The sequence below is a fragment of the Mycolicibacterium thermoresistibile genome (genome assembly GCF_900187065.1).
Classification (GTDB): domain Bacteria; phylum Actinomycetota; class Actinomycetes; order Mycobacteriales; family Mycobacteriaceae; genus Mycobacterium; species Mycobacterium thermoresistibile.
Genome location: NZ_LT906483.1, coordinates 2,935,997 through 2,947,949, shown reverse-complemented (window position 1 = coordinate 2,947,949; position 11,953 = coordinate 2,935,997). Strand labels below are relative to the sequence as shown.

11 protein-coding genes are annotated in these 11,953 nt (G+C 69.3%); all 11 read left to right on the top strand.

The genetic code is table 11. The features are described from left to right. Positions 1-65 precede the first annotated feature (65 nt). Entirely contained in the window at positions 66-764 is a 699-nt protein-coding gene (locus tag CKW28_RS13910) for a phytanoyl-CoA dioxygenase family protein (RefSeq protein WP_040547811.1), read from the top strand. Between the two features lie 355 nt (positions 765-1,119). Further along, positions 1,120-2,154, top strand: coding sequence for a heat-inducible transcriptional repressor HrcA (gene hrcA / locus CKW28_RS13905; protein ID WP_003926856.1), 1,035 nt, complete (start codon positions 1,120-1,122; stop codon positions 2,152-2,154). A gap of 42 nt (positions 2,155-2,196) precedes the next feature. Beyond that, positions 2,197-3,354 (top strand): molecular chaperone DnaJ, encoded by a 1,158-nt coding sequence (dnaJ, locus tag CKW28_RS13900; protein WP_003926855.1) that lies wholly within the window; start codon positions 2,197-2,199, stop codon positions 3,352-3,354. Between the two features lie 54 nt (positions 3,355-3,408). After that, positions 3,409-4,158, top strand: a complete 750-nt coding sequence (locus tag CKW28_RS13895) for a 16S rRNA (uracil(1498)-N(3))-methyltransferase (RefSeq protein WP_003926854.1) — start codon at positions 3,409-3,411, stop codon at positions 4,156-4,158. A gap of 152 nt (positions 4,159-4,310) precedes the next feature. Then, positions 4,311-4,703 (top strand): MmpS family transport accessory protein, encoded by a 393-nt coding sequence (locus CKW28_RS13890; protein ID WP_040547809.1) that lies wholly within the window; start codon positions 4,311-4,313, stop codon positions 4,701-4,703. Next, a complete protein-coding gene (locus tag CKW28_RS13885; protein ID WP_003926852.1) occupies positions 4,700-7,612 on the top strand; it encodes an MMPL/RND family transporter in 2,913 nt (970 codons plus the stop codon). The genes CKW28_RS13890 and CKW28_RS13885 overlap by 4 nt, the downstream gene beginning before the upstream one ends. A 121-nt stretch (positions 7,613-7,733) precedes the next feature. Further along, positions 7,734-8,777: a PhoH family protein gene (locus tag CKW28_RS13880; RefSeq protein ID WP_003926851.1), complete on the top strand. Its 1,044-nt coding sequence runs from the start codon at positions 7,734-7,736 to the stop codon at positions 8,775-8,777. A gap of 57 nt (positions 8,778-8,834) precedes the next feature. Beyond that, positions 8,835-9,371, top strand: a complete 537-nt coding sequence (gene ybeY, locus CKW28_RS13875; RefSeq protein WP_003926850.1) for an rRNA maturation RNase YbeY — start codon at positions 8,835-8,837, stop codon at positions 9,369-9,371. After that, entirely contained in the window at positions 9,368-10,681 is a 1,314-nt protein-coding gene (locus tag CKW28_RS13870; protein ID WP_003926849.1) for a hemolysin family protein, read from the top strand. Before ybeY ends, CKW28_RS13870 begins: the two co-directional genes overlap by 4 nt. Continuing rightward, positions 10,674-10,991, top strand: a complete 318-nt coding sequence (locus tag CKW28_RS13865) for a cytidine deaminase-like protein (protein WP_003926848.1) — start codon at positions 10,674-10,676, stop codon at positions 10,989-10,991. The genes CKW28_RS13870 and CKW28_RS13865 overlap by 8 nt, the downstream gene beginning before the upstream one ends. Further along, positions 10,988-11,941 carry a GTPase Era gene (era, locus tag CKW28_RS13860; protein WP_003926847.1) on the top strand — a complete coding sequence of 318 codons (954 nt, stop codon included), beginning with the start codon at positions 10,988-10,990 and terminating at the stop codon, positions 11,939-11,941. Before CKW28_RS13865 ends, era begins: the two co-directional genes overlap by 4 nt. Positions 11,942-11,953: the final 12 nt, after the last annotated feature.

Below are 11,953 nucleotides of genomic sequence, written 5' to 3'. Positions count from 1 at the left end.
GCGTTCTCGCGGGCGATTTCTCCGCCACGACGGTGGTCGCGCATGCTGGCAGGGTGCGGCACGAGATCGTCATCCAGGAATTCAGCCGGGCCGGGTTCGTCAAGATCGAACAGGCGGTGGCGAGGCCCGTCGCGGACGCCGCCCGCGCCCTGCTCTGGGAGCAACTCGGGCTCTCACCCGACGACCCGAGCGGATGGACGAGCCCGGTCCGCTGGGCCGCCGACCACACCGGGGCCGGGCCCTTCGGCACACTGGTCCGCAGTCCCCGGCTGGCCACCGTGCTCGACACGCTGTGCGGGCGCGGCGGCTGGACACCGCGCGGCTCGCTCGGCAACATCCCGGTCCGGTTCCCGGTGTCGCCGCCCGCCGACGACCGGGGCTGGCACATCGATCTGAACGTCGAGCTGCCCGAGGGCGGGTGGGCTGTCACCGGCAGGCCGTGCACCCTGCTGTTGCTGACCCTGCTGTCCGATGTCGGGCCCGACGACGCGCCGACCCGGATCCGCGTCGGTTCCCACCGCATCGCCGCCGCCACCCTCCCCGGCGAACCGATCGACCACGGGACGGCCTGCCGGCTGCTCGAACCGGCCACGGCCGACTGCCCGGTGAGTGTGGCGACCGGGGCGCCGGGCGACATGTACCTGCTGCACCCGCTGACCGTCCACGCCGCCGACGAACACCGCGGCGGGGTCCCGCGCTTCATGGCCCAGACGCCGATCATGCTCGCCGAACCGGTCGACGCCCGGCTGTCGGCTGGGCGGTGACCGCGGCGAGCGTGCGCCCGCTGCGGTGAGCGTGCGCTCCCTGCGGTGAGCGTGCGGAGGTGGTGTTGGTTGTGCGTGTGCTGCGGGATATCAGCCGATCCGCCGCGCCCTGCGCACGGTCGACTCCGCGGGTGCACGGTCGATTCCGCGGATGCACCGGCGACTCCGTGACCGCCCACTCGCCACCGGTATCGAACACTCGATCCCGCCCCCAGTGCCCCCAGTGCCGCCCGGTGCCGCCCTGGGACCCCCCCTGGGGGGCCGGCCCCCGGTTCCGCTCCACCCGCCGCAACCCCTGTTGGCGCTGTTTATGGCCGTAAAATGGAGGCCAACTAGGGAAGGGGTAGGTGATCACATGGGTAGTAGTGCCGAAGAACGCCGGTTCGAGGTGCTGCGGGCCATCGTCGCCGACTTCGTCCGCACCAAGGAGCCGATCGGCTCCAAGACACTGGTCGAGCGCCACAATCTCGGGGTGTCCAGCGCAACGGTGCGCAACGACATGGCGGTGTTGGAGGCCGAGGGGTACATCACCCAGCCGCACACCAGTTCGGGGCGGATCCCCACCGAGAAGGGCTACCGCGAATTCGTCGACCGGCTCGATGAGATCAAACCGCTGTCCGCCTCCGAGCGGAGCGCGATCCAGAAGTTCCTCGAGTCCGGTGTCGACCTCGACGACGTTCTGCGGCGCGCGGTCAAACTGCTGGCACAGCTGACCCGGCAGGTCGCGATCGTCCAGTACCCGACCCTGTCCACCTCATCGGTGCGCCACCTGGAGGTGGTGGCGCTCACGCCGGCGCGGCTGCTGCTGGTGGTCATCACCGACACGGGCCGCGTCGATCAGCGCATCGTCGAACTCGGCGACCCGATCGACGAGCATGATCTGTCCCGGCTGCGGGAGGTGCTCGGCGGCGCACTGGAGGGCAAACCGCTGGCGGCAGCCTCGGCTGCGGTGTCGGACCTGGTCGCGCAGCTCGGCGGTCAGGGCCGGTTCTCCGATGCGGTGGGCCGGGCGTCCACCGTGCTGGTGGAGACGCTGGTCGAGCACCACGAGGAGCGGCTGCTGCTGGGCGGCACCGCGAACCTCACCCGCAACACCGCCGACTTCGGTGGTTCGCTACGGTCGGTCCTCGAGGCACTCGAGGAACAGGTGGTGGTGCTCAAGTTGCTCGACAAGCAGCAGCAGGCCGGCAAGGTGACGGTGCGTATCGGGCATGAGACCGAGGCCGAGGAGATGGCCAGCGCCTCGGTGGTCACCACCGCCTACGGCAGCGCGGGCAAGGTGTACGGCGGTATGGGTGTGGTGGGTCCCACTCGAATGGACTATCCGGGAACCATGGCCAACGTCGCCGCAGTTGCTCTCTATATAGGCGAAGTCCTCGGTAACCGGTAAAGCTCAGACAGCGCCGCCGGCAGCGGCACAGGAAGGTCAAGCGTGGCACGCGATTACTACGGCCTGCTCGGGGTGAGCAAGGGCGCGAGCGATACCGAGATCAAACGCGCCTACCGGCGGTTGGCCCGGGAACTGCATCCCGACGTCAACCCCGACGAGGAGGCGCAGGCTCGGTTCAAGGAGATCAGCGTCGCCTACGAGGTCCTGAGCGACCCGGAGAAGCGCCGCATCGTCGACATGGGCGGTGACCCGCTGGAGTCGCCGGGCGCGGCCGGCGCCGGCAACGGGTTCGCCGGGTTCGGCGGTCTCGGGGACGTGTTCGAGGCCTTCTTCGGCGGCGGAACCGCCAGCCGCGGCCCGATCGGCCGGGTGCGGCCGGGCTCGGACTCGCTGCTGCGGCTGCAGCTGGACCTCGAGGAGTGCGCGACCGGGGTGACCAAACGGGTCACCGTCGACACCGCGGTGCTCTGCGACCTGTGCCACGGCAAGGGCACCCACGGCAACTCCACCCCGGTCACCTGCGACACCTGCGGTGGTCGCGGCGAGATCCAGACCGTGCAGCGTTCGCTGCTCGGCCAGGTGATGACCTCGCGGCCGTGTCCGGTGTGCGGCGGGGTCGGCGAGGTCATCCCCGATCCGTGCCACCGCTGCGGCGGGGACGGGCGGGTGCGCGCCCGCCGGGAGATCAGCGTCAAGATCCCGGCCGGTGTCGGCGACGGGATGCGGGTGCGGTTGGCCGCCCAGGGCGAGGTAGGTCCCGGCGGCGGGCCGGCCGGCGACCTCTACGTCGAGGTGCACGAGAAACCGCATCCGGTGTTCGTCCGCGACGGCGACGACCTGCACTGCACCGTGTCGGTGCCGATGGTCGACGCCGCGCTGGGCACCACCGTGGTGGTCGACGCGATTCTGGACGGCCCGATCGAGCTGACCATCCCGCCCGGCACCCAGCCGGGCGCGGTGATCACGCTGCGCGGCCACGGCATGCCGCATCTGCGCTCCGGGGTGCGGGGCGACCTGCACGCCCACATCGAGGTGGTGGTCCCCACCCGACTCGACCCCGACGACGCCGAGTTGCTGCGCAAGGTCAAGAGCAACCGCAGCCGTGACGTCGCGGAGGTTCGTTCCCGGCTCAGCGGCGAGTCGTCGTCCAGCGGCGGCGGCCTGTTCAGCCGGCTGCGGGAAACCTTCACCGGCCGCTGACCGGCGGCCATGACCTCTCGGGCCATGACGTCTCTCGGCGCGGGGTGACCGGCGGTGAGCCGCGCCCTGTTCTACATCGACACCGTGCCCGCGGTCGGTGACACCGCCGTCGTCGACGGCGACGAAGGCCATCACGCCGCCAACGTGCGGCGCATCCGGGTGGGCGAGGAGATCGACCTCGGCGACGGCGCCGGGGTGATCGCGCACTGTGTGGTCGAGGAGGCGGTCCGGGGCAGGCTGGCGGCCCGGGTGCTGGACCGGCGGACCGTCGACCTGCCCACCCCGACCGTCACCGTGGTCCAGGCGCTGCCCAAGTCCGATCGCGCGGAACTCGCGGTGGAGACCGCGACCGAGGCCGGCGCCGACGCGTTTCTGGCCTGGCAGGCCGCGCGGTGCGTCGCCCGCTGGGACGGCCCCCAGAAGGTGGACAAGGGGTTGCGGCGCTGGCGCGCGGTGATCCGGTCGGCGGCCCGGCAGTCCCGCCGAGCCCACATCCCGGCCGTGGGCGGGGTGGTGAGCACCGCCGAGTTGACCGCCCGGGTGGCCGACGACGTGGCGGGCGGGGCGGTGGCGCTGGTGCTGCACGAGGCGGCGGCGGTACCGCTCACCGCGGTCGGGTGGCAGCCGGTCGAGGCGGTGACGCTGATCGTCGGGCCGGAAGGCGGCATCACCGACGACGAGATCGCCGAGCTGCAGGAGGCCGGGGCCCGGGCGGTGCGGTTGGGGCCCACCGTGCTGCGCACCTCGACGGCGGCCGCGGTGGCCCTCGGCGCGATCGGTGTGCTCACCCCGCGCTGGCGGTGAAACTCCCAGGGGTATCGCCAGGGGTACTTGCCTCCCCGGTGATTTCGTAGGTTAGCCTTCCCTTTCGGATCGTATGTGAACGATTGTGGACCTCGAAGGCGAAGGATTCGGCGATTCTCACCCGTCTGGCCCGAGCATGGATTCCGCTCGTCATGGTGGTCGTGGTCGCCATCGGCGGATTCGCGGTGTGGCGCATACGCGGCATCTTCGGCTCTGAACAGCTACCGACCTACGCGGGGAGTACGTCTGTGGACACCGACAAGGCAAACCCCAAACGGGTGCGCTACGAGATCTTCGGCGCCCCGGGCACGGTGGCCGACATCAACTACATCGACGCCGAGGGAGATCCGCACCAGGTCAACGGCGCCACGCTGCCCTGGTCGATCGAGATCGTCACCAACTCCCCGGCGATGGCGGGCAACGTTCTGGCCCAGGGTGACAGCGATTTCATCGGCTGCCGCATCGTCTCGGACGGCGTGGTGAAGGACGAACGGACCACGCAGCGCGTCTCGGCCTACGTCTACTGCTTCACGAAGTCCGCATGACCCGTCCCTTCGGCCAGCCGACCGTGACCCGCAAGCCGCTCCGCGAGCCCACCGCGGTGGCGCGCTGGATCCGCCGCCTGGCCCTCCCGATCATCCTGGGCTGGCTGCTGGTGATGGTCGCGCTCAACAGCGTCGCCCCGCAGCTCGAGGTCGTCGCCGCCCAGAACGCGGTGTCGATGAGCCCGAGCAACGCACCGTCGATGCAGGCCATGGCCGATATGGGTCGGCTGTTCGAGGAGTCGGACTCCGACTCGATGGTGATGATCGTCCTCAAGAGCGATCATCCGCTCGGCGACGACGCCTACGCCTACTACACCGACCTGGTCGACCGGCTCGAGGCCGACACCGACCACGTCCGCAACGTCCAGGACATGTGGGGCGACCCGCTGACCGAGGCCAGCGCCGAGAGCTCGGACGGCCGGGCCGTCTACGTGCAGCTGAACCTCGCCGGGAACATGGGCGAGACCAAATCCAACGAGTCGGTGGCGGCCGTCCGCGCGATCGTCGACGCGTCGTCGCCGCCGCCGGGGGTGGAGGTCCACGTCACCGGCCCCGCCGCGCTGACCGCCGACATGAACATCGCCGGCGAGCGCAGCATGGCCATCATCCTGCTGGTCACCTTCACGGTGATCACCGTCGTGCTGCTGTTCTTCTACCGGTCGATCCCGACCGTCGTGCTGCTGATCGCGATGGTCATCGTTCAGCTGTCGATCGCGCGGGGCATCGTCGCCGCACTCGGCCACTTCCAGATCATCGGACTGTCGACGTTCGCGGTGAACCTGCTGGTCGCGCTGGCCGTCGCCGCCGGCACCGACTACGCGATCTTCATGGTCGGCCGGTATCAGGAAGCCCGGGTGGCCGGCGCCGACCCGGAGAGCGCCTACTACGAGATGTTCCGGGGCACCGCGCACGTGGTGCTCGGATCCGGCCTGACCATCGCCGGCGCGATGCTGTGCCTGAGCTTCACCCGGATGCCGTACTTCCAGAGCATGGGGGTGCCGTGCGCCGTCGGCGTCGCCGCGGGGGTGGCGGTCGCCCTGACGATGGGCCCGGCGGTGGTCGCCGTCGCGAGCCGCTTCGGGCTGCTCGAACCCAGACGCGCCATGCGGATCCGCACCTGGCGGCGGATCGGGACCATGGTGGTGCGCTGGCCCGGTCCGATCATGGTGGCGTCGCTGACGCTGGCGCTGATCGGTCTGGCCGCCCTGCCGGGCTATCAGACCAGTTATGACGACACCCGCTACGTTCCCGGCGACATCCCCGCCAACGTCGGCCTGCGCGCGGCCACCGAGCACTTCTCGATGTCGCGGATGAGTCCGGAGGTGCTGCTGGTCCAGACCGACCGCGATCTGCGCAACTCCGCCGATTTCCTGGTGCTGGACCGGCTGGCCAAACGGGTGTTCGCGGTGGAGGGCGTCGCCCGGGTGCAGTCCGTCACCCGCCCCGACGGCATGCCGATCGCCCACACCTCGATCCCGTTCCTGATCAGCATGCAGGGGGTCGGTCAGCAGCAGAACATGAAGCTCATGAAGGACCGCATCACCGACATGCGCACCCAGGCCGAGGAGCTCGCGGAGACGGTGCAGACGATGAAGCGGTTGTACCGGTTGATGACCCAGTTCACCGGCGTCAGCACCGACATGATCGCCGACATGAAAGGCATGCAGGAGACCGTCCACCAGTTGCGTGACGCGATGGCGGATTTCGACGATTTCTTCCGGCCCATCCGCAACTACTTCTACTGGGAACCGCACTGCTACAACATCCCCATCTGCTGGGCGTTCCGGTCGATGTTCGACGCCCTGGACGGCGTCAGCGCGATGACCGACACGTTCGACGCGTCGATCGGCAACATGGACCAGATGGCGGTGCTGATGCCGCAGATGCTCGAGTCGTTCCCGCCGATGATCGCGACCATGGAGAACATGCAGCACATGCTGCTGACGACGTACTCCACCATGGCCGGGTTCTACGACCAGATGGACGAGCTGACCCAGAACTCCACCGAGATGGGCAAGGCGTTCGACGCGGCGAAGAACGACGACTCGTTCTACCTGCCGCCGGAGGTGTTCGAGAACCCCGACTTCAAGCGGGTGATGGACGCGTTCATCTCCCCGGACGGCAAGACCGTGCGGATGATCATCTCCCACCGCGACAACCCCGCCACCGAGGCGGGCATCTCCCGGGTGGAACCGATCAAGATCGCGGCGATCGAGGCGCTCAAGGGCACACCGCTGGAGGACGCCAAGATCTCGCTGGGCGGCACCGCGGCCACGTTCAAGGACATGTCCGACGGTTCCCGCTACGACCTGCTGATCGCGCTCATCTCGGCGATCTGCCTGGTCTTCCTGATCATGCTCGCGGTCACCCGCAGCCTCATCGCGGCGCTGGTCATCGTCGGGACGGTGACGTTGTCGCTGGGCGCCTCGTTCGGGTTGTCGGTTCTGGTCTGGCAGTACGTCGTGGGGATCGAGCTGCACTGGATGGTGCTGGCGATGTCGATCATCGCGCTGCTGGCCGTCGGTTCGGACTACAACCTGCTGTTGGCGTCGCGGTTCAAGGAGGAGATCCCGGCCGGGTTGAAGACCGGGATCATCCGGTCGATGGGCGGCACCGGCAGTGTGGTCACCGTCGCGGGCGTGGTGTTCGCGGCGACGATGGGGTCGATGGTGGTCAGCGATCTGCGGGTGATGGCGCAGGTCGGGACGACGATCGGGCTGGGCCTGCTGTTCGACACGTTCATCGTGCGTGCGTTCATGATGCCGTCGATCGCGGCGCTGCTGGGCCGGTGGTTCTGGTGGCCGCTGGTGGTGTACAACCGTCCGCCGCGCCCGCCGGTGTCCCGATCGGCCGCCGCCACCGAACCGATCCCGGTCGGGCCCGGCGGCTCCGGTGCGCCGTCGCCGTGACCGCCGGGCGGTCGCGCCGCACCCGCTGCGCCCGACGGTCATGTGTTGGGACGGCGCGTCGGGCGAGGCTAAACTGGCGGTCAACCCAGGCTCGAGAAAGAAGGCAGGCAGAAAACACCACGTGACGCCCCGCGAGACCTCCGCTGGTTCGGACGCATCGGTCGCCGCCGTCCGCAGCAGCATCACCGTTCCGCCCGACCTCGTGGTGGGCCTGCTCGGCTCCGCCGACGAGAATCTCCGCACCATCGAAGACCTCCTGGCCGCCGATCTGCACGTGCGCGGCAACGCGATCACCTTCACCGGCGAGTCCGCCGACGTCGCGCTGGCCGAGCGGGTCATCTCCGAACTGGTCACCATCGTCGGCAGCGGCCATCCGCTGACCCCGGACGCGATCCGGCACAGCGTCTCGATGCTCACCGGGTCGGGGAACGAATCGCCGGCCGAAGTGCTGACGCTGGACATCCTGTCCCGCCGCGGCAAGACGATCCGGCCCAAGACGCTGAACCAGAAGCGTTACGTCGACGCGATCGACGCGCACACCATCGTGTTCGGGGTGGGGCCGGCCGGCACCGGCAAGACGTATCTGGCGATGGCCAAGGCGGTCAGCGCGTTGCAGGCCAAACAGGTCAACCGGATCATCCTCACCCGCCCGGCGGTGGAGGCCGGCGAACGGCTGGGCTTTCTGCCCGGGACGCTGAGCGAGAAGATCGACCCGTATCTGCGGCCGCTCTACGACGCGCTGCACGACATGATGGACCCAGAGCTGATCCCCAAGCTGATGAGCGCCGGGGTGATCGAGGTCGCACCCCTCGGCTACATGCGGGGCCGCACGCTCAACGACGCGTTCATCATCCTCGACGAGGCGCAGAACACCACCGCCGAGCAGATGAAGATGTTCCTGACCCGGTTGGGCTTCGGGTCGAAGATCGTCGTGACCGGTGACGTCACCCAGGTCGACCTGCCCGGCGGCGCGACCTCGGGGTTGCGGGCGGCCATGAAGATCCTCGGCGACATCGATGACATCCATTTCTCCGAGCTGACCAGCGCCGACGTGGTGCGGCACCGGCTGGTGTCGGAGATCGTCGACGCCTATGAGAAGGCCGAGACGCCGGCTCTGATGAATCGGGCGCAGCGGCGGGCGGCTGGTTCGCGCCCGCGGCGGTAGCGAGGGCGCCGATGAGTATCCCCAGGCGGAGCCGATGAGTATCCCCAGGCGGAGCCGATGAGTATCGAAGTCTCCAACGAGTCCGGTATCGACGTCTGTGAAGAGGAACTGATCAGCGTCGCCCGGTTCGTGATCGAGAAGATGAACGTCCATCCGGCCGCCGAGCTGTCGATGGTCCTGCTCGATCCCGCCGCGATGGCCGATCTGCACATGCGGTGGATGGATCTGCCGGGACCGACCGACGTGATGAGCTTCCCGATGGACGAGCTGGAACCCGGTGGCCGGCCCGACGCCGCCGAACCGGGGCCGGCGATGCTCGGGGACATCGTGCTGTGCCCGGAGTTCGCCGCCGAGCAGGCCGCCGCGGCCGGTCATTCGCTGGGTCAGGAGCTGGCGTTGCTCACCGTGCACGGTGTGCTGCATCTCCTCGGCTACGACCACGCCGAGCCCGAGGAGGAGAAGGAGATGTTCGCGCTGCAACGGCGGCTGCTCGAGGAGTGGGTGGCTGACCAGGTGGAGGCCTATCACCAGGAGCTGCAGAGCGAGAAGGACCGGCGGCTGCTGGACAAGTCCAGGTACTTCGACCAGCTGTGAGCGGCCTGGCCCAACTCGTCGCGGCGGTCGTCCTGGTCGCGCTCGCCGGGGTGCTGGCGGCGGTGGACTCGGCGCTGAACACGGTGTCGACGGCGCGGGTCGGGGAGTTGGTGCGCGATGAGCGTCCGGGCGCGGTGCGGCTGGCCCGGGTGGTCGCCGACCGGCCCAAATACGTCAACCTGATCGTGCTGTTGCGGATCGCCTGCGAGGTGTCGGCGACGGTGCTGCTGGTGGCTTTCCTGGACGGGTACCTGGGCCTGCGCTGGGGGATGGTGACCGCCGCCGCGGTGATGGTGGTGGTGAGCTTCGTGGCCATCGGGGTGGGGCCGCGCACCGTCGGACGGCAGAACGCCTACAGCATCGCGTTGATGGCCGCCCTTCCGCTGCAGACGATCTCGGTGCTGCTCACCCCGATCAGCCGGCTGCTGGTGCTGCTCGGCAACGCGCTGACACCGGGTCGCGGATTCCGCAACGGCCCGTTCGCCTCCGAGATCGAGCTGCGTGAGGTCGTCGACCTGGCCCAGCAGCGCGGGGTGGTGGCCGACGACGAACGCCGGATGATCCAGTCGGTGTTCGAACTCGGCGACACCCCTGCGCGGGAGGTGATGGTGCCGCGCACCGAGATGGTCTGGATCGAACAGGACAAGACCGCCGGGCAGGCCACCTCGCTCGCGGTGCGCAGCGGGCACTCCCGGATCCCGGTGATCGGGGAGAACGTCGACGACATCGTCGGGGTGGTGTACCTGAAAGACCTTGTGCAGCGCACCTATTACTCCACCGACGGTGGGCGCGGCACGCTGGTGTCGGAGGTGATGCGGCCGGCGGTGTTCGTGCCGGACTCCAAACCGCTCGACGAGCTGCTGCGGGAGATGCAGCGCGACCGCAACCACATGGCCCTGCTGGTCGACGAGTACGGCGCCATCGCCGGGCTGGTCACCATCGAGGACGTGCTGGAGGAGATCGTCGGTGAGATCGCCGACGAGTACGACACCGACGAGGTGGCGCCGATCGAGGACCTGGGCGACAACCGGTACCGGGTGTCGGCCCGGTTGCCGATCGAGGATCTCGGCGAACTGTACGGACGCGAATTCGACGGTGATCTCGACGTGGACACCGTCGGTGGGCTGGTCGCGCTGGAGCTCGGCCGGGTGCCGCTGCCCGGCGCCGAGGTGACCTGGGACGGGCTGCGGCTGCGGGCCGAGGGCGGACCGGACCACCGCGGCCGGGTACGGATCGGTACGGTGCTGGTCAGCCCCGTGGAACCGGAGGACGCTGACGACACCGAAGACAGGGACGGAGCCGATGACTGAACTGTCCGACGAGGACGCCAAATTGGTGGTGTTGGCCCGCGGGGCGATGGCGCGGGCCGAGGCGGCCAGTGGCGCCGCGGTCCGAGACGTCGACGGCCGCACCTACGCCGGTGCGCCGGTGGCCCTGTCGGCGCTGCGGCTGACCGCTCTGCAATCGGCGGTGGCCGCCGCGGTGTCCAGTGGGGCGACCGGTGTGGAGGCCGCCGTGCTCGTCGGCGGGTCACACGACGATGCCGGGGTGGCGGCGGTGCGCGAGCTGTCGGCCGACGCCGCGGTGATCGTGACGGATCGATCGGGGCGTCCGGTGTGACCGCGCAGGATGTCAGCCCGAGCGGATCGGGGCCGGAGGACTCCCGCGGGAACGGCGAATTCCGGTCCGGTTTCGTGTGTCTGGTCGGCCGGCCGAACACCGGCAAGTCGACGCTGACCAACGCGCTGGTGGGTGCGAAGGTCGCGATCACCTCGAACCGGCCGCAGACCACCCGGCACACCATTCGCGGCATCGTGCACCGGGAGAACTTCCAGATCGTCCTCGTCGACACCCCCGGTCTGCACCGCCCCCGCACCCTGCTGGGTCAGCGGCTCAACGATCTGGTGAAGGACACCTACTCGACGGTCGACGTCATCGGGTTGTGCATCCCGGCCGACGAGGCGATCGGGCCGGGGGACCGCTGGATTCACGATCAGATCCGGGCGGTGGCCCCCGACACCACCCTGGTCGCGATCGTCACCAAGATCGACAAGGTGCCCAAACACCGGGTCGCCGAACAGCTCATCGCGGTGAGCGAACTGGTCGGTCCCGACGTCGAGATCGTGCCCGTCTCGGCGGTCACCGGGGAACAGACCGATGTGCTGATCGAGGTGCTGGCCGCGCAGCTGCCCCCGGGGCCGGCGTTCTACCCCGACGGTGAGCTCACCGACGAGCCGGAGGAGACGCTGATGGCCGAACTCATCCGGGAGGCGGCGCTGGAAGGCGTCCGCGACGAACTGCCGCACTCGCTGGCCGTGGTCATCGACGAGGTCGAGAAGCGGCCCGACCGCGATGATCTCATCGACGTGCACGCGATCCTCTACGTCGAACGCGACAGCCAGAAGGGCATCGTGATCGGCCGGGGCGGCTCCCGGCTGCGTGAGGTCGGCACCGCGGCCCGTCAGCAGATCGAGAAACTGCTCGGCACGAAGGTGTTTCTGGACCTGCGGGTCAAGGTCGCCAAGAACTGGCAGCGCGACCCCAAACAGTTGGGCCGCCTGGGCTTCTGATCGCTCGTCGGG

What these genes read in the sequence shown, in the direction of transcription:
- hrcA (WP_003926856.1), top strand. Translation starts at nt 1,120, where the DNA reads ATGGGTAGTAGTGCCGAAGAACGCCGGTTCGAGGTGCTGCGGGCCATC.
- CKW28_RS13890 (WP_040547809.1), top strand. Translation starts at nt 4,311, where the DNA reads ATGGTGGTCGTGGTCGCCATCGGCGGATTCGCGGTGTGGCGCATACGC.
- CKW28_RS13885 (WP_003926852.1), top strand. Translation starts at nt 4,700, where the DNA reads ATGACCCGTCCCTTCGGCCAGCCGACCGTGACCCGCAAGCCGCTCCGC.
- ybeY (WP_003926850.1), top strand. Translation starts at nt 8,835, where the DNA reads ATGAGTATCGAAGTCTCCAACGAGTCCGGTATCGACGTCTGTGAAGAG.
- CKW28_RS13865 (WP_003926848.1), top strand. Translation starts at nt 10,674, where the DNA reads ATGACTGAACTGTCCGACGAGGACGCCAAATTGGTGGTGTTGGCCCGC.